At 65.7% G+C, this 22,736-nt stretch carries 25 protein-coding genes; 11 read left to right on the forward strand and 14 right to left on the reverse strand.

All coding sequences use genetic code 11. The annotated features are described in order from the left end of the window. The 3 genes from RSE12_04580 to RSE12_04590 all read left to right on the forward strand — a co-directional run bounded on the left by RSE12_04580 (position 1) and on the right by RSE12_04590 (position 2,450). Positions 1 to 954 carry a D-glycerate dehydrogenase gene (locus tag RSE12_04580; GenBank protein ID WRH64740.1) on the forward strand — a complete coding sequence of 318 codons (954 nt, stop codon included), beginning with the start codon at positions 1 to 3 and terminating at the stop codon, positions 952 to 954. A 100-nt stretch (positions 955 to 1,054) separates the two neighbouring features. Continuing rightward, positions 1,055 to 1,711, forward strand: a complete 657-nt coding sequence (locus RSE12_04585) for a sulfotransferase family 2 domain-containing protein (GenBank protein WRH63616.1) — start codon at positions 1,055 to 1,057, stop codon at positions 1,709 to 1,711. 160 nt (positions 1,712 to 1,871) lie between these two features. Continuing rightward, positions 1,872 to 2,450, forward strand: coding sequence for a Hint domain-containing protein (locus RSE12_04590; GenBank protein ID WRH63617.1), 579 nt, complete (start codon positions 1,872 to 1,874; stop codon positions 2,448 to 2,450). Here RSE12_04590 and RSE12_04595 read toward each other — a convergent pair. From RSE12_04595 to RSE12_04635, 9 genes are all read right to left on the reverse strand, one after another. Next, the gene (locus tag RSE12_04595; GenBank protein ID WRH63618.1) at positions 2,417 to 4,603 is read right to left on the reverse strand and encodes a 3-hydroxyacyl-CoA dehydrogenase NAD-binding domain-containing protein; all 2,187 of its coding nucleotides are present in this window, start codon (positions 4,601 to 4,603) and stop codon (positions 2,417 to 2,419) included. The two genes, RSE12_04590 and RSE12_04595, sit on opposite strands and share 34 nt — an antisense overlap. Then, entirely contained in the window at positions 4,600 to 5,571 is a 972-nt protein-coding gene (locus RSE12_04600) for a cupin domain-containing protein (GenBank protein WRH63619.1), read from the reverse strand. Before RSE12_04600 ends, RSE12_04595 begins: the two co-directional genes overlap by 4 nt. 34 nt (positions 5,572 to 5,605) lie before the next feature. After that, positions 5,606 to 6,085: a cupin domain-containing protein gene (locus RSE12_04605; protein ID WRH63620.1), complete on the reverse strand. Its 480-nt coding sequence runs from the start codon at positions 6,083 to 6,085 to the stop codon at positions 5,606 to 5,608. Next, complete coding sequence (locus tag RSE12_04610) at positions 6,085 to 7,296, reverse strand: acetyl-CoA C-acetyltransferase (protein WRH63621.1); 1,212 nt, start codon at positions 7,294 to 7,296, stop codon at positions 6,085 to 6,087. The genes RSE12_04605 and RSE12_04610 overlap by 1 nt, the downstream gene beginning before the upstream one ends. Before the next feature lie 10 nt (positions 7,297 to 7,306). After that, positions 7,307 to 7,942, reverse strand: a complete 636-nt coding sequence (locus RSE12_04615) for a glutathione S-transferase family protein (GenBank protein WRH63622.1) — start codon at positions 7,940 to 7,942, stop codon at positions 7,307 to 7,309. Between the two features lie 254 nt (positions 7,943 to 8,196). After that, entirely contained in the window at positions 8,197 to 8,409 is a 213-nt protein-coding gene (locus RSE12_04620) for a hypothetical protein (GenBank protein WRH63623.1), read from the reverse strand. A 79-nt stretch (positions 8,410 to 8,488) separates the two neighbouring features. Continuing rightward, positions 8,489 to 10,267, reverse strand: coding sequence for an acyl-CoA dehydrogenase C-terminal domain-containing protein (locus RSE12_04625; protein WRH63624.1), 1,779 nt, complete (start codon positions 10,265 to 10,267; stop codon positions 8,489 to 8,491). Positions 10,268 to 10,325: 58 nt separating this feature from the next. Beyond that, complete coding sequence (locus tag RSE12_04630; GenBank protein ID WRH63625.1) at positions 10,326 to 10,739, reverse strand: MerR family DNA-binding transcriptional regulator; 414 nt, start codon at positions 10,737 to 10,739, stop codon at positions 10,326 to 10,328. A 186-nt stretch (positions 10,740 to 10,925) separates the two neighbouring features. Then, complete coding sequence (locus tag RSE12_04635; GenBank protein ID WRH63626.1) at positions 10,926 to 11,309, reverse strand: MerR family DNA-binding transcriptional regulator; 384 nt, start codon at positions 11,307 to 11,309, stop codon at positions 10,926 to 10,928. A 138-nt stretch (positions 11,310 to 11,447) separates the two neighbouring features. Between RSE12_04635 and RSE12_04640 the strand changes: the two genes are divergently transcribed. Beyond that, positions 11,448 to 11,894 (forward strand): PaaI family thioesterase, encoded by a 447-nt coding sequence (locus tag RSE12_04640; GenBank protein WRH63627.1) that lies wholly within the window; start codon positions 11,448 to 11,450, stop codon positions 11,892 to 11,894. Then, positions 11,891 to 12,397: a PaaI family thioesterase gene (locus RSE12_04645; GenBank protein WRH63628.1), complete on the forward strand. Its 507-nt coding sequence runs from the start codon at positions 11,891 to 11,893 to the stop codon at positions 12,395 to 12,397. Before RSE12_04640 ends, RSE12_04645 begins: the two co-directional genes overlap by 4 nt. Positions 12,398 to 12,424: 27 nt before the next feature. Here the strand turns inward: RSE12_04645 and RSE12_04650 are convergent, their stop codons facing one another. Genes RSE12_04650 through RSE12_04660 form a run of 3 tightly spaced genes read right to left on the reverse strand, consistent with a single transcriptional unit; the run spans position 12,425 to position 15,134 of the window. Next, positions 12,425 to 13,132 (reverse strand): VIT family protein, encoded by a 708-nt coding sequence (locus RSE12_04650; GenBank protein ID WRH63629.1) that lies wholly within the window; start codon positions 13,130 to 13,132, stop codon positions 12,425 to 12,427. Next, on the reverse strand, positions 13,129 to 14,478 hold the full coding sequence (locus RSE12_04655; protein WRH63630.1) for an ATP-binding protein: 1,350 nt from the start codon (positions 14,476 to 14,478) through the stop codon (positions 13,129 to 13,131). The genes RSE12_04650 and RSE12_04655 overlap by 4 nt, the downstream gene beginning before the upstream one ends. Then, positions 14,475 to 15,134 (reverse strand): response regulator transcription factor, encoded by a 660-nt coding sequence (locus RSE12_04660; GenBank protein ID WRH63631.1) that lies wholly within the window; start codon positions 15,132 to 15,134, stop codon positions 14,475 to 14,477. The genes RSE12_04655 and RSE12_04660 overlap by 4 nt, the downstream gene beginning before the upstream one ends. Positions 15,135 to 15,281: 147 nt before the next feature. Here RSE12_04660 and RSE12_04665 point away from each other — a divergent pair, with 147 nt between their 5' ends. The 6 genes from RSE12_04665 (at position 15,282) to RSE12_04690 (ending at position 21,055) form a co-directional block, all read left to right on the forward strand. Next, entirely contained in the window at positions 15,282 to 15,590 is a 309-nt protein-coding gene (locus RSE12_04665) for a PepSY domain-containing protein (GenBank protein ID WRH63632.1), read from the forward strand. Between the two features lie 41 nt (positions 15,591 to 15,631). After that, positions 15,632 to 15,997, forward strand: coding sequence for a hypothetical protein (locus tag RSE12_04670; protein ID WRH63633.1), 366 nt, complete (start codon positions 15,632 to 15,634; stop codon positions 15,995 to 15,997). 14 nt (positions 15,998 to 16,011) lie between these two features. Continuing rightward, positions 16,012 to 16,482 (forward strand): DUF2271 domain-containing protein, encoded by a 471-nt coding sequence (locus tag RSE12_04675; GenBank protein WRH63634.1) that lies wholly within the window; start codon positions 16,012 to 16,014, stop codon positions 16,480 to 16,482. A 12-nt stretch (positions 16,483 to 16,494) separates the two neighbouring features. Then, positions 16,495 to 18,702, forward strand: a complete 2,208-nt coding sequence (locus tag RSE12_04680) for a PepSY domain-containing protein (GenBank protein ID WRH63635.1) — start codon at positions 16,495 to 16,497, stop codon at positions 18,700 to 18,702. 31 nt (positions 18,703 to 18,733) lie between these two features. After that, a complete protein-coding gene (locus tag RSE12_04685) occupies positions 18,734 to 19,645 on the forward strand; it encodes an FAD:protein FMN transferase (protein WRH63636.1) in 912 nt (303 codons plus the stop codon). Between the two features lie 99 nt (positions 19,646 to 19,744). Continuing rightward, positions 19,745 to 21,055 carry an MATE family efflux transporter gene (locus RSE12_04690; GenBank protein ID WRH63637.1) on the forward strand — a complete coding sequence of 437 codons (1,311 nt, stop codon included), beginning with the start codon at positions 19,745 to 19,747 and terminating at the stop codon, positions 21,053 to 21,055. Here the strand turns inward: RSE12_04690 and RSE12_04695 are convergent. Together RSE12_04695 and RSE12_04700 are read right to left on the reverse strand one after the other, a co-directional pair. Beyond that, positions 21,052 to 21,807 (reverse strand): TIGR02186 family protein, encoded by a 756-nt coding sequence (locus RSE12_04695; GenBank protein ID WRH63638.1) that lies wholly within the window; start codon positions 21,805 to 21,807, stop codon positions 21,052 to 21,054. The genes RSE12_04690 and RSE12_04695 overlap by 4 nt on opposite strands. Further along, positions 21,804 to 22,721, reverse strand: a complete 918-nt coding sequence (locus tag RSE12_04700) for a sulfite exporter TauE/SafE family protein (protein ID WRH63639.1) — start codon at positions 22,719 to 22,721, stop codon at positions 21,804 to 21,806. The genes RSE12_04695 and RSE12_04700 overlap by 4 nt, the downstream gene beginning before the upstream one ends. Positions 22,722 to 22,736: the final 15 nt, after the last annotated feature.

Consider the following 22,736-nt stretch of genomic DNA (forward strand, 5'->3'; position numbering starts at 1 on the left):
ATGAAACTCTTGATCACACGGCGGATGCCCGCGCGGGTGCTGGCCGCCGCCAAGGCGCGCTTTGACGTCACCCTGCGAGAGGAAGAGGCGCGGGTTCTGACGCCCGATGAACTGCGCGCCGCGTTGCGCGACCATGATGCCGTGATGCCCACGCTGGGCGACCGGTTTCAGGCCGATGTCTTTGCCGATGTCCCAAGCCCCCGCTGCAAGCTTTTGGCCAATTTCGGGGTGGGCTATAACCATATCGACGTTGAGGCTGCCAAGGCCGCAGGCGTGGCGGTGACCAACACCCCCGGTGCAGTGACGGATGCCACGGCGGATATCGCGCTGTCGCTGATCCTGATGACGGCGCGGCGGCTGGGCGAGGGCGAGCGGATCTTGCGCGCGGGCAACTGGGTGGGTTGGGGGCCGACGCAGATGCTGGGCACCCATGTCAGCGGCAAATCGGTCGGCATCATCGGCATGGGCCGTATCGGCAAGGCCATCGCACGGCGCTGTCAGGCGGGCTTTGGGATGGAGGTGGTGTTCCACAACCGATCCCCCGTAACGGATACCGGGGTTCCCGCGCGGCAGGTGGCGATGGAAGAGGCGATGGCGCAGGATTTCGTCGTGGTCGCCGTGCCGGGGGGTAAGGCCACCCATCACCTGATCAACGCCGCCGCCTTTGCCGCGATGAAGCCCACGGGCATTTTCATCAACATCGCGCGCGGCGATGTGGTGGATGAGACGGCGCTGATTGCCGCGCTGGCCGAGGGGCGGATCGCGGGGGCGGGCCTTGATGTCTATGAGTTCGAACCACAGGTTCCCGCCGCCCTGATGGCGATGGAGAATGTGACGCTGCTGCCCCATCTGGGCACGGCGGCACTGGAGGTGCGCGAGAATATGGGGATGATGGCGGTGGAGAACCTGATCGCCCATCTCGACGGGCGCGACCTGCCCAATCGCGTGAACTGATGCCGGGGGGCGATTTCTGCACGCAGAAATCGCATCGGAAAATGCGCGCATTTTCCGGCGCGGAATTTGCGTTCAAATTCCGCTTCCGCCGGGGGCAGCCGTGATCCTGTCACGCGGGCGGCGCTATGTCTTTGTCCATATCCCCAAGACCGGGGGCACGGCGCTGACATTGGCGCTGGAGGCCCGTGCGATGAAGGATGACATCCTGATCGGCGACACGCCCAAGGCGCGGGCGCGGCGGGGGCGGCTGGCGGGGTTGCCCGCCAAGGGGCGGCTGTGGAAACATTCCACGCTGGCCGATCTTGACGGGCTGCTTACGCCTGAAGACCTGAACGCGTTCTTCATCCTGACGCTTGTCCGCAACCCTTGGGATCGCATGGTCAGCTATTACCATTGGCTGCGGGGCCAATCCTTTGCCCATCCGGCGGTGGGGGTGGCCAAGACCACCGATTTCAGCGCCTTTCTCAACCATCCCGACACGCAGGCCGCCTTTGCCGCATGGCCCTGTGCCGCTTATCTGCGCGATGCGCAGGGGCGGGACCGCGCCACGCTTTATGCGCGGCTGGAGCGGCTGGACGAAGACCTGATCCCGTTCGAGACGCATCTGGGCTTTCGCCTGACGCCGCTGCCCCGCGCCAATGACAGCGCGCGCGCGCGGGATTGGCGGCCCTATTACAGCGACGGCGATGCCGCGCTGGTGGCCCGCCTCTGCGCGGCGGATATCGCGCGCTTTGGATACGGTTTCGATCCGGGCTGACTGTTCCCGTTTCCGACACAATCTATCGCAGCAATGCCCGTCTTTCGCCCCTCGCTTGCCCAATCTCCCCTGCAGGTTGCAGGCTGTGGACCCTTGAGTGAAGGCAGGTCAGGTGCAGTCATCAGTTGCAAAAGGTGGATCGGCAGTCCCGGCCATTCTGGTGGACGGGCTGCCGGCTTCGCAATCCCTCGCCACGCCGGATGGTTGGGTCGAGGCGGGCGATCTGGAACCCGGCGATCCGGTGCTGACCTTTGAACAGGGCGAAATGCCCGTGGCCGCTGTCTTCCGCTCGGCCCAGGCGGCTTGGGTGCCCCCGGCCTTTTGGCCGCTGCTTCTGCCCGAGGGCGTGATGGCGAACGATCACCCGGTGGAGCTGTTGCCCGCACAGATGGTGATGCTGGAAAGCGAACTGGCCGAAGAGATGTATGGCGAGCCCTTTGTCATGGTGCCCGCGCTGGCCCTGCTGGGCTGGAATGGCATCACCCGCCGCGCCCCGCGCGAGGTAGAGATGGTGCATCTCCAATTTGACACGCCACAGGTCGTCTTTGCCGGGCCTTGCCTGATGCTGGGCTGTGCCGGCATCGGCAACGCTGCGGCCAACATGTTTCGCGGCGACGGCATGACGTCGCTTGGGTTGAAAGAGGCCCGCCAACTTGTAGCGGGCCTGATTGCCGAGGGCGAACGCGCGCGGTTCCTGCCGCCCGCTCAGGCGGCCTTTGCGCCTGCGCCCTTGCTGTAGAACGCCTCACCCTTCGCCGCCATGTCGCGCAGCATCTGCGGCGCGGTGAAGCGCGCGCCTTCGCTGGCGGTGAGCCGGTCGCAGATTTCCACCGCACGCGCGGCCCCGATGATATCCAGCCAGCCGAACGGCCCGCCCGACCAGGGCGCAAAGCCCCAGCCTAGGATCGCGCCGACATCGCCTTCGCGGATATCGGTCAGCACCCCATCCTCCAGCGCGCGCACGGCCTCCAGCACCTGCGCCATCAGCAGGCGGTGCTGCACGGTGGTCAGATCGGGTTGGTCGTCGGCCACCGGATATTGGGCGGCCAGCCCGTCCCAAAGCCCTTCGCGCTTGCCTGCCGCATCATAGGCATAGAAGCCCGCATTGGATTTCTTGCCCATGCGCCCCTGATCGGCCATCCAGAACAGCACTTCATCCACCGCGCCATCGGGATAGGCGTCGCCCATCGCGGCCTTCGTGGCCTTGGCGATCTTTACGCCCAGGTCGATCGAGGTTTCATCCACCAATTGCAGCGGCCCCAAGGGCATACCCACCAGTTTCGCGGCATTCTCAACCAGCGACGGCTCCACCCCTTCGGCCAGCATGCGGATGCCTTCGTTGATATAGGGGATGATGCAGCGGTTGGCGTAGAAGAACCGCGCGTCGTTCACCACGATGGGCGTCTTGCGGATCTGGCGGACGTAATCCAGCGCCTTGGCCACGGCCACATCGCCCGTCTCTTTCCCCCGGATGATTTCCACCAGCATCATCTTGTCGACGGGGCTGAAGAAATGGATGCCGATGAAGTTCGCAGGCCGCCCGCTGGCCTTGGCCAGCGAAGATATCGGCAAGGTGGAGGTGTTGGTCGCAAAGATGCAGTCTGCGCCCACCACCGCCTCTACCTTGGCCGTCACCTCGGCCTTGATCTTGGGGTCTTCGAACACCGCTTCCACGATCAGATCACACCCCGCCAGCGCGGCGTAATCGGTGGTGGCGGTGATGCGGGCCAGCACCTCGGCCTTCTTTTCAACCGTCACCTTGCGCCGCGCGATACCCTTGTCGAGCAGCCCTTCGGAATAGGCCTTGCCGCGATCCGCCGCCTCCTGCGCGGCGTCGATCAGCACCACCTCGATGCCGGCATTGGCGCTGACATAGGCGATTCCCGCCCCCATCATGCCAGCGCCGATGACGCCCACCTTCCGCACCGTCTGATCCGCCACCTTGGGCCGGTTCGCGCCCTTTTCCAACGCCTCCTTGTTGATGAACAAGGACCGGATCATCGCGGTCGAGGATGGGTTCATCAGAACCGAGGTGAACCACCGCGCCTCGATTTTCAGCGCGGTGTCAAAGGGCACCAGCGCGCCTTCATAGACCGCCGACAGCAGCGCCTTGGCGGCGGGGTAAACCCCCATCGTCTTGCCCATCACCATGGCCGATGCGCCGACAAAGGTCATGAACCCCGCCGGATGATAGGGCGCACCACCGGGCATCTTGTAGCCCTTGTCATCCCAGGGCTTCACCAGATCGGCCTCTTTTGCCGTCAGCACCCATTCCTTGGCCCGCGCCAGCAACTCCTCGGCCGGAACAACCTCATCAATCAGCCCTGCCGCCTTGGCGGATTTCGGATCGCTCAGCTTGCCTTCCAGCAGGAAGGGCGCTGCCATCATCGCCCCCATCTTGCGCACAAGCCGTGTGGTGCCGCCCGCGCCGGGAAAGATGCCGACCATGATCTCGGGCAGGCCGATCTTGGCCTTCGGGTTATCGGCGGCGATGATCCGGTGGCAGGATAGCGGCAGTTCCAGCCCGATCCCCAGCGCCGTGCCGGGCAGGGCGGCGACAATGGGCTTGCCGCCCTTTTTCGTCTTGGGGTCCATCCCGGCGCGTTCGATCTTGCGCAGGACGCTGTGCATCTGCATCACGCCCGCGAAAATCGCCTCGGCCCCGCCCGCCCGCATCTGGGCGATGACGTTCAAATCCATCCCGCCTGCAAAATCCCTTTTGCCGGATGTCAGGATGATCCCCTTTACCGCGGGGTCGGCCAAGGCCTTGTCGATCAGGCTGTCGAGCAGGGCGAACGCCTCGGTCGACATGACGTTCATCGACTTGGCCTTCACGTCCCAAGTCAGCGTGGCCACGCCATCGGCGTCTACGGCATAGGTGAAATCGGTCATGGTGTTCCTCCGTAAGGGGTGCCGTCGCGGTGCAGATAGCGGCGCGCGGCGCCGTCCTTTTCCGTGATCAGGTCATGGTCGGTGTAATGAATGCGGTCGCGCTGGGCGCGCGTCCCGATGACAAGGTAGCGGGCCGGGCCCGACCCGCGATTGTCCAGCCGATGCCCGACGGGCGCACCCGCAGGCCAGCAGGCCACATCGCCCGCGCGCAGCGGCGTCTCTGTCTCTTCGACAAGGACCACCTCGCCCGACAGCATCAGGATCATCTCATCCTCGGCCTCATGCCAATGGCGGTGGCCGGAACGGGAACCGGGCGGCAGTTCCTCAAGGAACGCGCCGAACTGGGTGATCCCGCCGGGATCGGACAGCAGGCGATAGCGATAGGGGCCGGGGCCGGGGCCGAGGATCGGGTGATGGTCCAGCGCCACCTCCTCCCAAACCGCATCCGCGCCGCGCAGCACGCGCTGCCCCGGATCGGTTGGGTCGAAGTCGCGGCCCCAGACCGGCGGCAGGTTCAGCAGCTCCGCAGGCAGCGTGCCGGAACGCAGGATACGCCCTTCCGCATCCTCCACCCGCCAATCCGTCGCCCCGTTGACCAGATGATGGCCAAGGTCGGGGTAATAGCAGACATCCGCCGCCACCCGCGTGCCCACGATCACATAGGTGCAGGGCTCCTCCGCCCGATTGGCCAGATGATGCGCATTCGGGCAGCCATGCGGCCAGCAGAGCGCATCCCCCGGCCCGACCGGGCTTTCCCCCGCATCGTCGATCAGCACAGCCTGTCCGGACAGGATGAAGGCCATCTCATCCTCGGCATCATGCCAATGCCGTTGCGAAGAAACGCCTCCCGGCATCAGGCGGTCCAGATAGGCACCAAATTGCGTCGCCCCGCCCGCATCGGACAGGCGCAGCAACAGGCCGCCATCCCCGGCCTCGTCCCGTGGCGCGCGGGCAGGATCGACCTTCATCCGCGGCCCCCCGCAAGGCTGGCGCAGCGGCCCGTCATTTCCCTGCATCCTCCGGCACATAGGGCGATCCGTCCTTGTGGGTGAAGGTGGCCTTCCCCCCCGCCATCTCGACCATCAGGTCCACATCCGAATAGGTCGCCACCTCGCGCGGGGCCTTGCTGCCCACGACAAGGAACCGCGCCACCTCCGCGCTGCGGTTGATGAAATGATGCCCGTCCGCCAGACCCGCCGGAAAGGCCGCGCAATCGCCCGGGCGCATCACCTCTTCCCCCGCATCGGTGACCATCACGCATTCGCCCTCTGTCACCATCACGAACTCGTCTTCGTGCAGATGCCAGTGCCGCAGCGATGACAGCGCGCCGGGCTCCAGCGTCACAAGGTTCACCCCGAATTGCGTCAACCCGCCCGCCTGCCCCAGACGCAGCGAGGACCGCCCCTCCATCATCGCCGCATAGGGCGCGGGGTAGATCGATCCGGTCTTAACCGGAACAGCGGACAGGTCGAGCTTTGGCATCACACCCTCTCGATGATCGTGGCCGCACCCATGCCGGATGCGATGCACAGCGTGGCCAGACCCACACCCTTGCCCGTACGTTCCAGCTCATCCAGCAGGGTGCCGATGATGATCGCCCCGGTCGCGCCCAGCGGGTGACCCATGGCGATAGAGCCGCCATTGGGGTTCACCAGCGCCGGGTCCACATCAAAGGCCTGCATGAAGCGCAGCACGACCGACGCAAAAGCCTCGTTCACCTCGAACAGATCAATGTCTGAAATCGCCATGCCACTGTCGCGCAGGATTTTCTCTGTCACCGGCACCGGCCCGGTCAGCATGATCGTGGGATCAGTGCCGATCTTGGCCGTCGACAGGATGCGCGCCCGCGGCTTCAACCCATAGGCGCGGCCGAATTCGGCATCGCCGATCAGCACGGCGGCGGCCCCGTCCACGATGCCGCTGGAATTTCCGGCATGGTGGATATGCTCGATCCGCTCCAGATGCGGGTATTTCATCAGGGCGATTTTGTCGAAGCCGGGCATCACCTCGCCCATGTCCTTGAAGCTGGCCTTCAGCGCGCCCAGGCTCTGCATATCCGTGCCGGGGCGCATGTATTCGTCAGTGGACAGGATCGGCAGACCGTTCTGGTCGCGGATGGTGATGACGGATTTCGCAAACCGCCCATCGGCCCAGGCCGCCGCCGCCCGGCGCTGGGATTCCACGGCCAGTGCATCTGCCATGTCGCGGGTAAAGCCATATTCGGTGGCGATGATATCGGCGCTGATGCCCTGCGGGACGAAATAGGTCTTCATCGCAAGGCTCGGGTCCACGGCAATCGCTGCGCCATCGCTGCCCATTGCAACGCGGCCCATCATCTCGACCCCGCCGGCGATATAGGCCGACCCGGCGCCGCCCCGGATCTGATTGGCGGCAAGGTTCACCGCCTCCATCCCCGACGCGCAGAACCGGTTGATGGCCAAACCCGGGATCGATTGATCCAGGTCGGAGGCCAGCACCGCAGACCGCGCCAGACAGCCGCCCTGTTCGCCCACCTGGGTGACATTGCCCCAGATCACATCCTCGACGGCGTGCCCCTCCAGCCCGTTGCGATCCTTGATCGCGTTCAGAACCTTGGCCGACAGCGCGACCGAGGTCAGCTCATGCAGCGCCCCATCTGCGCGGCCCTTGCCGCGCGGGCTGCGGACGGTGTCATAGATATATGCGTCGATCATCGTCGTCTCCTTATGCCCGGTCGCTGGGGTTGCCGGGCATCATGTCATAGGGGTGTTTCCAACCGGGCAGGGCGGCGATGCCATCCAGCCAACGGTCGATATGGGGCCAGTCCTTGCGGTCAAAGCCGTAGGGTTCGGGGTAATAAAGATACCCGCAGCAGGACAGATCAGCGATCGTCGGCGCATCGCCCACCATCCATGTCCGCCCCGCCAGATGATCGTTCAGCACCGTGTAGGCCGCCTTCAGCCGCCCCTGCAGAAAGGGGATCACGCCTTCGGGCCGCTTGTCGGCAGGCAGGAAGTTGGACAGGAACCGCGTCGTCCCGATCTGGGTGGACAGCTTGTGATTGTCCCAGAACAGCCAGCGCAACACCTCGCGCCGTTCCGCCGCCAACCGGCCGCCCATCTTGCCGGTCTTGGAGCTGATGTAGTCCAGGATCACGCCCGATTGCGACAGAGTGGTATCCCCATCCACCAGAACGGGGACCTCGCCCATCGCGTTGATGGCGCGAAAGGCGTCGCTGCGCGCCTCGCCCTTGAAGAAGTCCACGAAAACTGGCGTCCATTCCGTATCGGTCAGCGTCAAGGCCAGCGCACATTTATACGCATTGCCGCTTTCGCCAAAACAATAGAGCTTCATCGTCATCCGTCCCTCCCTGCCCCGGCACCCGGGGGTTTCACCCCCGGACCCCCAGGGTATTTTCGCCAAGATGAAGCAACATTTCCTTAATCTTTAAGCGTCAGAGTCTGTCTCGCGGTACAGGCTGGGGAGCCGATGACCGCCCAAGGTGAAGCGCTGCATTCCGCCCGAAGGTTAGCCAAACCCCAGGCTCGGGATGCAGCGTGACCTTGCCCTTTCATCTTGGCCCAAATACCCAATTCCTCCCTCTCCATCCCGCACTACCGCTTTCGGTCTTCCAGTTCCGAATTGAACAGGCGCAGGCGGTGGGTCAGGTTTTCCGTATGCGTCACGCTGTCGAAATTCTCGAACAGGAACGACAGCGCCTCACCCTCATCCAGCCCTGCCTCCTGCGCAAAGCGCTTCAGCTTGCGATAGCCGTCCTCGGTCATGGCGACGGGGAAACGGCGGGTCAGGCGAAAGCGTTTTGGCATGAGGCCTCCTTTGATCTGGGGCGCGGGGGCTGAATTTTCGCAGAAAATTCGTGGCCCCCGGATATGTTGCCCCCGAACCTTAGAACGCCTCTGCCGTCAGCGCCATCACCGGTTCCGCGCCGGACTCGATCCGCGCCAGATGCATCGCGCAGGCGGGCAGTTGGCGGGCCATGTAGTAGCGGCCCGTGGCGATCTTGGCCTCGTAGAAGTCGCGATCCGCGGCCCCTGCATCCAGCGCCGCATAGGCGGCCTTGGCCATCTTGGCCCACATCAGGCCAAGGCAGACATGGCCCATCAGATGCATGAAATCATAGCTGCCCGACAGCGCCGCATTGGGCGATTTCATGCCGTTCTGCATGAAATACATCCCCGCGCCCTGCATCGCCTTGGACGCCTGTTTCAGCGGGTCAAGGAAGCCTGCTTTCAGCCGGGTGTCCTCTTCGTTTTCCTTCACGAAGGTCTTCACCAGATCAAAGAAGGCCATCACATGCTTGCCGCCATCCGCGGCCAGCTTGCGCGCCACCAGATCCAGCGCCTGAATCCCGTTGGCACCTTCATAGATCATGGCGATCCGGGCATCGCGGGCGAATTGGGACATGCCCCATTCCTCGATATAGCCATGCCCGCCATAGACCTGCTGCGCGGCGACGGCGACATCGAACCCCTTGTCGGTCTGGAAGCCCTTGATGACGGGTGTAAGCAGCGAAATCAGCCCCTCGGCGCTGTCATCGCCGGTGCGGTGCGCCCGGTCGATCAACGAGGCGCCCCAGAAGGTGAAGGCGCGCGCGCCTTCGACAAAGCTTTTCTGATCCATCAGGTTGCGGCGGATATCGGGATGCACGATCAGCGGATCGGCCGGACCGGCGGGGTTCTTCACCCCGGTCACGTCGCGGCCCTGAAGCCGGTCCTTGGCATAGGCGACCGCGTTCTGATAGGCGGCCTCGGCCACGGCATAGCCCTGCACGCCCACGCCGATGCGGGCTTCGTTCATCATGGTGAACATGGCGCGCATGCCCTTGTGCAGATCGCCCAGCAGCCAGCCGGTCGCCCCGTCATAGTTCATCACGCAGGTGGCATTGCCGTGAATGCCCATCTTTTCTTCGATCTTGCCGACCGAAAGGCTGTTGCGCTGCCCGAGCGACCCGTCGGCATTGACCAGAAACTTCGGCACGATGAAAAGCGAGATGCCCTTCGTCCCCTCACCCCCGCCCGGGGCCTTGGCCAGCACCAGATGGATGATGTTCTCGGCCATGTCATGCTCACCGGCTGAGATGAAGATCTTCTGTCCGGTGATCTTGTAGCTGCCATCCGCCTGCGGTTCGGCCTTGGTGCGCATCATCCCCAGATCGGTGCCGCAATGCGGCTCGGTCAGGTTCATGGTGCCGGTCCAGTCGCAGGATACCATCTTGGGCAGATAGGTTGCCTTCTGGTCGGCCGTGCCATGCACATGGATCGCGGAATAGGCGCCGTGGGTCAGGCCCTGATACATGTTCAGCGCCATGTTGGCGGCCACGAAAATCTCGCCCACCGCGGTGCCCATGAGGTAGGGCAGCCCTTGCCCGCCATAATCAGGATCGCAATCCAGCGCGGTCCAGCCGCCTTCTTTCAACTGATCGAAGGCCGCCTTGAACCCCGTGGGCGTGCGGACCACGCCGTTTTCCAGCACGCAACCCTCACGATCCCCCACCGCGTTCAGGGGTGCAAGCACGTCTGATGCCAGCTTGCCCGCTTCCTCCAGCACGGCGGCGGTGAAACCCGCATCCAGATCGGCATAGCCGGGAATATCAGATGTGGTGATCTGCAACAGGTCATGGAGCACGAATTGCATGTCCTTGACGGGCGCGGTGTAGCTGGGCATCGGCGGTCTCCTCCGGTCGAAATTCGGGCGGTCGTGTTCTGTTTCTGGCCTTGCGGCGCTATTCGGCGGCCTTCTGGAAAGCGGCCAACATGCCCTCTCCCCAGGCGATCTGGTCTTTCAGTTCGGCAATCGCCTCATCCAGTTCGGCGCGCTGGCGTTCCATCTGGGCCAGCCTGTCCTGTGCCACCTCGAAGGTGCGGCGCAGTTGGGCCTCTTGCTGGCGGCCGTCGCGGTCGTACATGTCCAGCAGCTGGCGGATATCCTCCAGCGAAAAGCCGAAGCGTTTGCCCCGCAGGATCAACTTCAGCCGCGCGCGGTCGCGATAGGTGTAAAAGCGCGCGGTGCCGCGCCGGACGGGCGACAGCAGTTCCTTCGCCTCATAGAACCGCAGGGTGCGCGGCGTCACGTCAAAGGCGGCGCACATGTCGCGGATCGTCAGCAAGTCTTCCTTGGCGGTCAGTGGTGCGGTCATCTGTTCACTCGTCTTGCATCCAATGATGCACGGAATCTGGTGATGTTACGGAACCTTACCAGACGAGTTGACGTGAACGTAAACGTAACGTGGCGTCACGGTCCCGCATGACGTTATGTCGTGGCCCGAGGTCGGGCGTGACGCGGGACGTGCGGGGTTCGGTCTGTGGAGATCAGTCTGTCGCGATCAGTCTTCTGGCAGCTTTGACAGCTCATCCACCGCCGTCTCGCGCAGCGCGTGCAGATCGGCGATCGAGGTCTGCATCTCTTCCACCTGCGCCGACAGGGCGGCAAGCTGGCGGTCGGCCATCGACAACCATGCCTCAAGCTGCGGCCGCGTGCCCTTTTGCCGATAGATCAGCAGCCATTGGCGGATTTCCTCAAGGCTGAAGCCGAACCGCCGTCCGCGCAGGATCAGCGTCATCCGCGCCACCTCGCGCGGGCCATAGAACCGGGCGCGGCCTTCCTTTTCGGGCTGCAACAGTTCGATATATTCGTAATACCGCAGCGTGCGCGGCGTCACGTCGAACTTCGCGCACATCTCCTTGAAGCTGAGGCGGGTCTCGGACATCGGCGTACTCCTACCGGATCAGCATAGGCCCAACCGGGGCCATCGCGCAATCGCCGCCTGAGGGTGACACTGACCATAGGGCAGGTCTTGCACATCGCGGGCGGGGCGCGGATTAATGGGTGCAAAAGGGGTTTGGCAATGAGCGACCTTACGGCACCGGATGTGGTGGCGCTTGCGCGGCGCTTTATCGAGGCGATACCCCATTCCCGCGCGTTGGGAATGCGGCTGGAAAGTCTGGGCGAAGGGCGGGTGGTGATGACCATGCCCTATGACCAGCGTTTCGTGGGCGATCCGGCGACGGGCGTGCTGCATGGCGGCGCGGTTTCGGCGCTGATGGATACGGCCAGCGGGGCGGCGGTGATGTGTCACCCGGCGGCCCCCACCACCACCGCGACGCTGGACCTGCGGATCGACTATTTCCGCGCCGCCACGCCGGGCCAGACCATCACCGCGCGGGCGGAATGCTATCACGTCACCCGCTCTGTCGCCTTTGTCCGCGTCACCGCGACGGATGAAGATGACACCCGCCCCGTCGCTGCCGCCACCGGGGCCTTCACCCTTGACCGACCAAAGGGGATGACATGACCCGCGCCAGACCCGAACCCGTGCAGGTGATCAAGCAGCGCCGCGACGGCGCGCTAAAATCATTGCTGTCGGGCGTGCCCTATATCCAATACCTCGGCATCCAGTTCGACCGGCGCGGCGATGAGCTGACGGCCATCCTGCCCTTTGACGAAAAGCTGATCGGCAACCCCGCGCTGCCCGCCCTGCATGGCGGGGTGACGGCGGCTTTCCTTGAGGTGGCGGCGATCATCGAACTGTCCTGGTCGATCCTGTGGGAAGAGATGGAGGCAGGTAAACTTGACCCTGCCGCGATTGCGGCCACGCCGCTGCGCCTGCCCAAGACCATTGATTTCACAGTGGATTATCTGCGCACGGGCCTGCCGCGCGATGCCTATGCCCGCGCGCGCGTCAACCGCTCTGGCCGCCGCTATGCCTCGGTGCATGTCGAGGCGTGGCAAGACAACCGATCCCGCCTGTTCGCCCAAGGGACCGGGCATTTCCTGATGCCTGAAACGGCCGAGTGACGCGGCGGGTGCACCCCGCCGCGGCCATCACACCGACACGCCAAAGATCCGGCCCACACCCGCGGTGATCGCCATCGCCGCCGCGCCCCAGAACAGCACCCGCGCCGTGGCCCGCAGTTTCGGCGCGCCCCCGGCATAGGCCCCCAGCGCGCCAAGCCCGGCAAGGCTGATCAGCGTGGCCACGACGACCGCCGGAATGATCTGCGCCTCGGGCGCGATGGCGGCGGCGGCCAGCGGCACCGCAGCCGCCACCGTGAAGGTCAGCCCCGATGCCAATGCCGCCTGCAACGGATTGGCGGCGTGCAGGTCTGACAGGCCCAGCTCATCGCGCATATGCGCGCCAAGCGCGTCTTTCGTGGTCAGCTCGCGCGCGACCAGCGCGGCGGTTTCCCGTGACAGGCCACGGGATTCATAGATCGACGCCAGTTCCTTTTCCTCGGCGGCGGGCGTGTCCTGCAGGGCCTGTCGTTCCCGCGCGATATCGGCGCGTTCCACATCCGATTGCGAACTGACCGACACATATTCCCCGGCGGCCATCGACATTGCCCCCGCCGCCAGCCCGGCCGCCCCGGCAATCAGGATCGCGGCGCGGCTGGGGTCGGCAGCGGCCACCCCGACGATCAGCGATGATACCGATACGATGCCGTCATTCGCTCCAAGGACAGCCGCGCGCAGCCAGCCAGCCCGGTCAAGGTAGTGCAATTCCTCATGCGCGGATTGATAGGGAAGGGTCATGGCAATGGGTCCATTCTGTTTGGTGGATGTGCCTGCAACAGAAGTGCAGCACGGAACCCGGCGGTCTGCCCGGGAAGGGGAGAGAGAAGGCGAAGGTCCGATCCGATGCGCCCGGCAATTGTCTGCACGATGGCAAGGCCAAGCCCGCTGCCATCGCCCCCGGATGCGCCCCGGACGAACCTGTCGGTCAGCAGGGAAAGCTGTTCGGGCGGGATGACGGGGCTGTCATTGTCAACCGTCAGGGTGCCGCCCGTATCCAGCCGGACCTGCACCGCCCCGGCCTGTCCATGGCGCAGCGCGTTCTCGATCAGGTTGCGCGCCACGATGGCCACGGCATCCGGGTCCACCAGCGACATCACCGCCGCATCGGGCAGGGCAAGGGCGACGCGGCCCGCATCCGGCCCATGGTCAAAGTCGCGCACCACCAGCGACAGGATGGCGCAAAGATCGGTCGGGGTGTCGGAGACCAGACGCGCCCCTTCGGCGCGGGCCAGTTGCATCAGCCGTTCCGACAGGCGCGTCAGGCGTTTCAGCGTCTGTTCCGCCTCATCCGCGCGGCGGCGGGTCTCTGTGTCAGTCGTCTGCTGGCGCAGGCGCTGCACCTGCGCCAAGGCCCCGGCCAGCGGCGTGCGCAATTCATGCGCGGCATTGGCGGCAAAGCTGCGTTCGGCGGCAAAGGCCATATCCAGCCGCGCCAGAAGATCATTCACCGTATCGGCAATCGGGCGCAGCTCGGCGGGCAATCCATCCACCACCACCGGGGAAAGCGCCGTGGCCCCCCGGCGCGAAAGCTGATTGCGCAGCGCCTCCAGCGGGCGCAGCCCGAAGCCCAGCCCGTAAAAGATGGCCACCACGCTGAGCGGCACCATGACCAAAAGCGGCAGGGCCAGCGCGATGGCCATTTCCACCCCGACCTCCTTCCGGTGGGACAGGGGTTCGGCGATGGTCAGGATGACCGTCCCGCGCACGGCGGATTCCTGATAATAGCGATGGACCTCTGCGTCGTGGAAACCGGACTGCGGGAAAGCGGGGAAATCGCCCGGATCGGCGCGGTGCGAGGTAAGCAGGACACCCCCCCGATCGTCGCGCACCACATAGGTGAAATGTTCGTCATGCGCGGCAAGGCCGGTGACACGGCGGGTGATGCCCGCCTCTTCGCGGTTCAGAACATCGACCACCGCCAGTTGCAGGATGCGTTGCCCCGTTTCCTGCAAGGCGGAATCGAACACCTCATCCAGTTCCGCTGACAAGAGCCGCGCGGTCAGAACCGCCGTCGCCAGCCACAAAGCCGTGACGATGACCGACAGCGCGATGGCCGAACGGATGCGGATCGACCCCGGCCTCATGGCTGCGCCAACCGATAGCCAAGCCCGCGTTCAGTGACGATGACATCCGCCCCCAGCTTTTTGCGCAGGCGGCTGATATGCACCTCGGTCGTGTTGCTTTCGACCTCGGCATCAAAGGAATACAGGCGTTCCTCCAGCACGGATTTCGAAAGCAGCTGCCCCGGTTTTTGTAGGAACGCCTCCAGCAGCACCCATTCCCGCGCCGTCAGCGGCACGGGCTTGCCCGCCCGCAAAAGGCGGCGCGCGGCAAGGTCGATGGACAGATCGCGCAGGTCGATGCAGGGGTTCGGGTTGCCCGCATAGCGGCGCGACACTGCGCCGATGCGCGCGGACAACTCGCTCAGATCAAAGGGTTTGACCAGATAGTCATCGGCCCCGGCATTCAGCCCGTCGATCCTGTCGGACACCTGATCCAGCGCTGTCATGATGATGACAGGCGTCTTTGCCCCCCCGGCGCGGAGTTTGCGCAGAAAGGGCAGGCCGCGCCCGTCGGGCAGCATCAGATCCAGAAGGATCAGATCGAAATGCGCGGTGGCCAGCGCATCATCCGCCGCATCCAGCCGCGCCGCCCAGTCGACGGAATGACCCTCGCCCTCGGCCTGTTCGCGGATGGCGGTCGCGATCACGCGATCATCTTCGATCAGCAATATCCGCATCGGCATGGTGTCCCTTCGGGCCGTTCTGCACGCCTGTTACCGCGCCAACCTGACGGCGACCTGAAGCAGATTTTCCCCGCGCTTCAGGCAGGCGTCAGTTTCACGGCACAAAAGGGCAGCGTGGATAAGCCCTGCGGAGTGTCACGCATGATCCGATTGTCAACAAGCCTTGTCATCGCCTGCCTGCTGATCGTCGCACCGGCGTTGGCAGATGACGATTGCGCCGTCCCGATGGCCGAGTGGCAGCCGCGCGATGCGGTGATGGAACTGGCGGCAACGAATGGCTGGCGCGTGGATCGCATCCGTCTCGATGACGGCTGTTACGAGGTCACCGGCCAAGATGCACAGGGCCGCTGGATCGAGGTGAAGCTCGACCCCGCCACCCTGTCGATCGTCGAGATGGAGTTCGACGGCCACGGCCATGGCGGCGGCAGCCGCAGCGAAAACGAAGACTGAACACCGGGTCTTGCACCCGCCCTGAGATGGAGAAACGGAAAATGAAACAGGTAGTCGCCCTTGTCCTTGCAGGCAGCGCCCTTGTTGCCGGACCGGACGCGCAGGCCGCGAACGCACCGGTAGCGGCGCATGGCTTTGCCTATGATGCGCCGATGGCCGCCGCCGGCCCATCGCTTGCGCCCCTGCGTGTCAGTGAGGACGGGGAAGAGGGAAGCTGGTTCTGGTCCAATGGCGGCGGCAGCGGGTCCGGCGATGACAATGGCGGCGACAGCGACGATTGCACCGCAGCCGACGATCCGTCCTGCGCGCAGGGTGGGGCGGGCAACGCCGCGCCCGCAGGCACCGTCGCCCCGCCGCAGAACGGGCTTTTCACCAACGGCACCGCGCCGCAGGTCAAATCGAACTGACAGGAATATCCGACATGAAACCGCTTCTTGCCGCATTGGCACTGACCACCGCGATCATCGCCCCCGGCCTTGCTCTGGCCCGCCCTGTCACCCTGACGGCCAATCTGTCTCAATACGGGGGGCAGGGGGCTTATCTCGCAATCTATGTGACCGACCCTTCGGGTGCCTATGCCGGCAGCCTGTGGATGGCAGGGGGGAAGTCCAAGTATTACAAGCATCTGTCTGATTGGGCCCGGCTGACCGGGGGCGATGTGGCGCAGGTAGACGGCATCACCGGGGCCAGTGTCGGGGCCGGGCGCAGCCTTGAACTGACGATGGATCTTGCCGATGCCCTGTTCGATGCGGGCTATACACTGCATGTCGATGCAGCGGTCGAAGATATGCGCGACAGCCCCGGCGAAATCGCCGTGCTGCTGACGACGGAAGGCGCAGGCCAGCCCGTGGCAGGGCGGCGCTACGTCGCCGATTTCACCTATGCCTTCTGACAGGTGACCGGCATGCTGCGCGCCCTTCACCGCTGGCCGGGCCTTCTGGCCGCTGCCCTTCTGATCGCGCTGTCGCTCAGCGGGGCAATGCTGTCGGTCTTTCCGGCGATTGAGGCCGTCACTGCACCGGCCGCCCTGTCGGAGCAGACGGTGGGCGATCTTGCGGCCAAAGTTCTGCTCGTGCATCCGACGGTGGAGCAGATCCGCCGCGCGCCGTCGGGCAGGATCACCGCCTATTGGTTTGATGGCGATGCGCCGGGGGCGGCAGTGGTGGACCCGGCCACCGGGCGGGACGCGGGTAGCGCTGATCCGTCTGCGCTGCGAAACTGGCTCACCGATTTTCACCGCGCCCTGCTGATGGAGGATGCCGGACGCTGGACCACCGCCGCAGGCGCGCTGGCCCTGCTGGTGCTGGCCTGTTCCGGCGCGGTCCTGATCGCGCGGCGGCAGGGCGGGTGGCGGCGCTGGTTTTCTGCCCTGCGCGGCCCTGCCGCCGGGCGCTGGCATGGGCAAACCGCCCGCATCGCCGTGGCGACGCTGATGCTGACGGCGCTGACGGCACTGTGGATGACAGCATCGACCTTTGATCTTCTGCCCGCGGATGAGGCCAATCCCGCCTTTCCAACGGCTGTCAGCGGCCAGACCGGCCTTTCCCCCGCAGACATGCCCGCCCTCGCCGCCCTGTCCGTGGCCGATCTGCGCGATCTGACCTTTCCCTATGCCGGCGATGGGGCGGATGTCTTCACCGTGACCACCGACGCAGGCACCGGTTATGTTGATCAGGGCACGGGCGCGCTGCTGGTCTGGGCGGCACCGGGGCCATGGGCGCGGATCGGTGAATGGGTCTATCTGCTGCACACGGGCGAAGGGGCGGCGCTTTGGGGCGTGATCCTTGGCCTGCTGACGCTGACGGTTCCGGTTCTGTCTGTCACCGGCGCGCTGATCTGGCTGCGCCGCCCGCGCAACCGCGCCGCGCTTTCCCGCATGGCCAGCGTAGGGGCAGCCCGGACCGTGATCCTTGTCGCCAGCGAAGGTGGCAGCACCTGGGGCTTTGCCACGGCGCTGGGTCGCGCTTTACAGGCGGCGGGGCAAAGCGTTCACCTTGCGCCGCTGTCGGCCTTTGCCCCCGCGGGCTATGCGCAGGCCGAACAGATCATCGTCATGGCGGCCACATGGGGCGATGGGGATGCCCCGGCCTCGGCCCTTGGCATGGAAGATCGGCTGGCCGCCTTTCCCCCGCTGCCCTCTGTCCCGCTTGTCGTTCTTGGCTTTGGCGACCGCAGCTTTCCAGCCTTCTGCGCCTTTGCCGAACGGCTTGACGCCGCCGCGCGGCGGGCAGGCTGGGCCAGCCTGTTGCCACTGGACCGGATCGACCGCCAATCAGCGCAGGGCTTTGCCCGCTGGTCGCGTGATCTGGGCGCGGCCATGGGCATCGCGCTGGATGTGGTCCATCAACCCGCCGCACCGCGCAGCACGGCGATCACCCTGATCTCGCGCCGCGATTACGGGCAGGCGGTGCAGGCCCCCACCGCGATCCTGCGCTTTGCCCTGCCGCGCGCCACCCTTGTCGGCTGCCTGTCCGGGCAGGCCATGGCCCGCTTTCGCCCCGGCGATCTGCTGGGCATCCTGCCCGAAGGCAGCCTTCTGCCGCGCTACTATTCGCTGGCCTCCGGCACACGGGATGGCTTTGCCGAGATTGTGGTGCGCAAGCAACCGGGCGGCCTGTGTTCGGGGCAGTTGATGGATCTGCAACCCGGCCAGCGCATCCGCTGCTTCGTCAAACCCAATCCCGGCTTTCAACCGGATGCCGGATCATCCCCGCTTATCCTTGTAGGCGCGGGTACGGGCATCGGGCCGCTGGCAGGTTTTGCGCGCGCCAATGCGGCGCGGCGGCCGATCCACCTGTGGTTCGGGGCGCGGCACCCCGATGCGGATTTCCTGTATCAGGAGGATCTGGCCACATGGGCCGCCGATGGCCGCCTGACGGACCTGCACACCGCCTTTTCCCGCACGGAACCGCGCCAGCATGTGCAGGATCGCCTGCGCGCCGATGCCGACCGGGTGCGCGCCCTTGTCGCCACAGGCGCGCGGATCATGGTCTGTGGCGGGCGCGACATGGCGCAAGGCGTGCGCGGCGCGCTGGAAGAGATTCTGGCCCCCATCGGCGTCACCACACAGAGTTTGCAGGCCGGGGGGCGCTATGCCGAAGACAGTTACTGATCGCGGGGAACGGGCCCTGTCAGGGCCAACGATGGGCACAGTCTGGCAGGTGCTGGTGGATGGCCCGCTTCCCGAAGATCACCGCGCTCGCCTGACCACCGCCCTGCAAGCGGCGGTGGATGAGGTGGATGACCAGATGTCCACATGGAAACCCGACAGCGCGCTGATGCGCCTGAATGCGGCCCCGCTGAATGTCTGGCTGCCCCTGCCGCGCGCGCTGCTCACCGTGGTGGAGGCGGGCCTTGCCATCAGCGCGTCGACGGAAGGGGCGTTCGAGATGAACATGGGCGTGGCGGTGCGCGCCTGGGGGTTCGGGCCTGCACCGATGGACCTGTCGGCGATCCGTGCCGCCAGTGCCGCCCCGCGTATCCGCGCGACCGATGCACTGCAGATCAATGCGGCGATGGGCCTTGCGCGCAAGACCGCACCGCTGTCGCTTGATCTGTCGGGTATCGCCAAGGGTTACGGTGTCGACCGGCTGGCAGAAACCGCCCGCGCGCTGGGTGTTGCCCACGCCCTGTGTTCGATCGACGGCGAGGTGCGGGCGCTGGGCACGCGGCGGGATGGCCACCCCTGGACCGTGGGGATCGACAGGCCGGACGATCCCGGACAGGCCACCCCGCGCGGCAATCATTCCGTGATCGCGCTGGCCGATGCCGCCGTCGCCACATCTGGCAACTATCGGCATTTCGTCGATATCCGGGGCACGCGTCTGGCCCATACGATGCACCCGGATACTGCTGCCCCGCTTGTGAACTCCCCCGCCTCGGTCACGGTGATGGGCCAGTCCTGCATGATGGCCGATGCCATGGCGACCGCGCTGATGGTCATGGGCGCACCAAAGGGCCGCGCCCTTGCCGCGCGGCAAGGGCTGCACACGCTGTTTCTAATGCCAGAGGGGGCAGGGCTGGCCGCCACGGGCACAGGCCTGTTCGCCGCCTGATCCGATCCGGGCACCTCTTGCGCCCGCCCCGACCGCCGCGGACGCGCTGCCAATACCCCCCTTTCCCCCGCCGCCCCCTTCCGCCATGGTCACCCCACCATGACCGCCATCACCCATTCCCGCCTGCTGAAGATCGCCGCACCCATCGTGCTGTCCAATGCCACGGTCCCGCTGCTGGGCGCGGTGGATACCGGCGTGGTGGGGCAGTTAGGACAAGCGGCCCCCATCGGGGCGGTGGGCGTGGGGTCGGTGATCCTGATCTCGCTCTACTGGATTTTCGGTTACCTGCGCATGGGCACCTCGGGCCTTGCCGCACAGGCGCATGGCGCGGGTGACATGGCCGAACGGGGGGCCATCCTGCTGCGCGCCCTGCTGATCGGCGCGGTGGCGGGGTTGGTCTTCATCGCGGGGCAGGGGCTTCTGTTCCAAGCCGCCTTCGCCATCGCCCCGGCGGGGGAAGAGGTCGAAACCCTCGCCCAGCAATACCTTGCCATCCGCATCTGGGGCGCGCCTGCCACCATCGCCGCCTATGCCGTGACCGGCTGGCTGATCGCGGTGGAACGCACCCGCGCGGTGCTGCTGTTGCAGCTTTGGATCAACGGCGTGAACGTCATCCTCGACCTTTGGTTCGTCCTCGGCCTTGGCTGGGGCGTGGGCGGCGTGGCCGCCGCCACCCTGATCGCGGAATGGACGGGGCTTTTCCTTGGCCTCTGGCTCTGCCGCGACGGGCTGATCCCGGTCTGGCGCGCGGCGCTGGCACGGCTGCCCGACCGTGCCGCGCTGCGGGTGATGCTGGCGGTCAACCGCGACATCATGATCCGGTCCGTCCTGCTGCAACTGAGCTTTACGACCTTTGTCTTTCTGGGCGCGCGGCAGGGCGATGTGACGCTGGCCGCCAATCAGGTGCTGCTGCAATTCCTGTCCATCACCGCCTATGCGCTGGACGGGTTCGCCTTTGCGGCGGAAACGCTGGTGGGGCAGGCCGTTGGTGCGCGGGCGCGCGATGACCTGCGCCGCGCCGGACGGTTGGCGATGCAATGGGGCTTTGCCGGGGCCGCCCTGCTGGCTGCCGCCTTCGCGCTGGCGGGCCCTGCGATCATCGACCTGATGACCACCGCCCCCGATGTGCGCGCCGAGGCCCGCGCCTTCCTGCCATGGCTGGTGGCCGCCCCGCTGATCGGGGTTGCCTCCTGGATCTATGACGGCATTTTCATCGGCGCCACGCTGACCACCCTGATGCGGCGCACCATGATGCTGTCGGTGGCGATCTATGCTGTCGCACTGGCCATTCTGCCGCCAGCCTTTGGCAATCACGGCCTCTGGGCCGCCTTGATGGTGCTGAACGCCGCGCGCGGCATCAGCATGGCGCGGGTGGCACCCGGCGCGCTGGCCCGCGCCGTGCCCGCTTAGCTGCGCAGGATACGGAACCCGGCCGAGGCCGCCCAGCCCGCCCCCGCCGCCATCAACAGCGACAGCAGCCCATAGATCAGCGGCTGTTCGCGCGACAGGTTGAACAACAACCGCTCCAGCCCCTCTTTCCGCACCCCCACCACCCGGTTCTGCACATCCACCACCCGGCCATCCCGCGTCAGGAAGATGCGCACCCGGTATTCGCCTTCGGTCAGGTTCGACGGCAGCACGATATCGGCGCGAAACAGCGTTTGTTCGGTGAACTCCACCGCGCCCTGCAACACCTTATAGCGGCTCTCGGCCAGCCGGATGCGCTGCATCGCGTCGATAAAGGCGTCCGGCCCCCCCGCCTCGGTCGCCGCACCCACGGTACGGATCACGCGGGGCAGGGTGACGCGGTGGCGCAGGTCTTCGGTTTCCGACAGGATTTGCCGCAGCGGCCCGGTCGTGGCCACGGCGTAAAAGCTGGGCGCGGCATCCACCTCGACCGCGTCGGTGTTGATCCAGATGCCCAGCCGCCGTTCCTTTTTGCGGATCGTGACAGGCGTGGCAGGTCCTTCGACGGTGATGATCACCTCGATCGGCTCGTCGGGGGCGGGGGCGTTCCGCTTCACCGCGCCATAGACCAAAATCTCGGACCCATCGAAATCGGCGGTGATCGACACGCGGTTCTGGCTCAGCCCCGCCACGATGCTTTCCGCCGCCATCGCGGGCAGGGGCAGCAGCGCAAGGGCAAGCACCAGCCACTTCACGGCAATATCCCCGGCACCACGGAGTACAACTCGGACGGGCGCAATAGCAGGTCCAGCGCGATCTTGACCGATACCGCCAGCACCAGAAGCGCCAGCAGGATGCGCAACTGTTCGGCCTTCAGCCGCACCCCGATGCTCGTGCCGATCTGCGCCCCGATCACGCCGCCCACGATCAAAAGGAAGGCCAGCAGAATATCCACCGTCTGGCTGGTTACCGCATGCATCAACGTGGTGAAGGCGGTGACGAAAATGATCTGGAACAGCGATGTGCCGACGACAACCTTCGTGGGCATCCCCAGCAGATAGATCATCGCAGGCACCATGACGAACCCGCCACCCACCCCCATGATCGCCGCCAGAAACCCCACCAGCGCCCCCACCGCCAGCGGCGGCAGCACGCTGATATACAGCCCCGACGCGCGAAACTTCATCTTCAGCGGCAGGCCATGCACCCAAGTATGCACATGTGACCGCCGCACCGGCCCGCCCTTTTGTGACCGAAACCACGACCGCAGGCTTTCCTGCAGCATCATCGCCCCGATCAGACCCAGAAACAGCACATAGGACAGTTGCACAAACAGATCGACCTGCCCCAGCCGCGTCATCCACTGAAACACCCAGATGCCAACGCCCGATCCGGCCATCCCGCCGATCAGCAGCACCGTGCCCATGTGGAAATCCACCGCCTTGCGCCGCACCTGCGCCAGCACGCCCGAAACCGATGAGGCCACCACCTGATTAGCCCCGGTCGCCACCGCCACCGCAGGCGGCACGCCGATGAAAAACAGCAAGGGCGTGATCAGAAACCCGCCGCCCACGCCGAACATGCCCGACAGAAAGCCCACGATCCCGCCCAACCCCAAAAGGAGGAAGGCATTGACCGATACCTCGGCAATCGGAAGGTAAAGCTGCATGGGCAAGGCCGGGGA

The organism is Fuscovulum sp. (assembly GCA_035192965.1).
Classification (GTDB): Bacteria; Pseudomonadota; Alphaproteobacteria; order Rhodobacterales; family Rhodobacteraceae; genus Paragemmobacter.

Coding starts and splice junctions, on each gene's coding strand:
- RSE12_04650 (WRH63629.1), bottom strand. CDS start 13,132: ATGACCCTTCCCTATCAATCCGCGCATGAGGAATTGCACTACCTTGAC.
- RSE12_04675 (WRH63634.1), top strand. CDS start 16,012: ATGAAACCGCTTCTTGCCGCATTGGCACTGACCACCGCGATCATCGCC.
- RSE12_04620 (WRH63623.1), bottom strand. CDS start 8,409: ATGCCAAAACGCTTTCGCCTGACCCGCCGTTTCCCCGTCGCCATGACC.
- RSE12_04605 (WRH63620.1), bottom strand. CDS start 6,085: ATGCCAAAGCTCGACCTGTCCGCTGTTCCGGTTAAGACCGGATCGATC.
- RSE12_04615 (WRH63622.1), bottom strand. CDS start 7,942: ATGACGATGAAGCTCTATTGTTTTGGCGAAAGCGGCAATGCGTATAAA.
- RSE12_04635 (WRH63626.1), bottom strand. CDS start 11,309: ATGTCCGAGACCCGCCTCAGCTTCAAGGAGATGTGCGCGAAGTTCGAC.
- RSE12_04665 (WRH63632.1), top strand. CDS start 15,282: ATGATCCGATTGTCAACAAGCCTTGTCATCGCCTGCCTGCTGATCGTC.
- RSE12_04660 (WRH63631.1), bottom strand. CDS start 15,134: ATGCGGATATTGCTGATCGAAGATGATCGCGTGATCGCGACCGCCATC.
- RSE12_04600 (WRH63619.1), bottom strand. CDS start 5,571: ATGAAGGTCGATCCTGCCCGCGCGCCACGGGACGAGGCCGGGGATGGC.
- RSE12_04680 (WRH63635.1), top strand. CDS start 16,495: ATGCTGCGCGCCCTTCACCGCTGGCCGGGCCTTCTGGCCGCTGCCCTT.
- RSE12_04645 (WRH63628.1), top strand. CDS start 11,891: ATGACCCGCGCCAGACCCGAACCCGTGCAGGTGATCAAGCAGCGCCGC.
- RSE12_04670 (WRH63633.1), top strand. CDS start 15,632: ATGAAACAGGTAGTCGCCCTTGTCCTTGCAGGCAGCGCCCTTGTTGCC.
- RSE12_04625 (WRH63624.1), bottom strand. CDS start 10,267: ATGCCCAGCTACACCGCGCCCGTCAAGGACATGCAATTCGTGCTCCAT.
- RSE12_04640 (WRH63627.1), top strand. CDS start 11,448: ATGAGCGACCTTACGGCACCGGATGTGGTGGCGCTTGCGCGGCGCTTT.
- RSE12_04580 (WRH64740.1), top strand. CDS start 1: ATGAAACTCTTGATCACACGGCGGATGCCCGCGCGGGTGCTGGCCGCC.
- RSE12_04610 (WRH63621.1), bottom strand. CDS start 7,296: ATGATCGACGCATATATCTATGACACCGTCCGCAGCCCGCGCGGCAAG.
- RSE12_04685 (WRH63636.1), top strand. CDS start 18,734: ATGGGCACAGTCTGGCAGGTGCTGGTGGATGGCCCGCTTCCCGAAGAT.
- RSE12_04595 (WRH63618.1), bottom strand. CDS start 4,603: ATGACCGATTTCACCTATGCCGTAGACGCCGATGGCGTGGCCACGCTG.
- RSE12_04655 (WRH63630.1), bottom strand. CDS start 14,478: ATGAGGCCGGGGTCGATCCGCATCCGTTCGGCCATCGCGCTGTCGGTC.
- RSE12_04630 (WRH63625.1), bottom strand. CDS start 10,739: ATGACCGCACCACTGACCGCCAAGGAAGACTTGCTGACGATCCGCGAC.
- RSE12_04690 (WRH63637.1), top strand. CDS start 19,745: ATGACCGCCATCACCCATTCCCGCCTGCTGAAGATCGCCGCACCCATC.
- RSE12_04700 (WRH63639.1), bottom strand. CDS start 22,721: ATGCAGCTTTACCTTCCGATTGCCGAGGTATCGGTCAATGCCTTCCTC.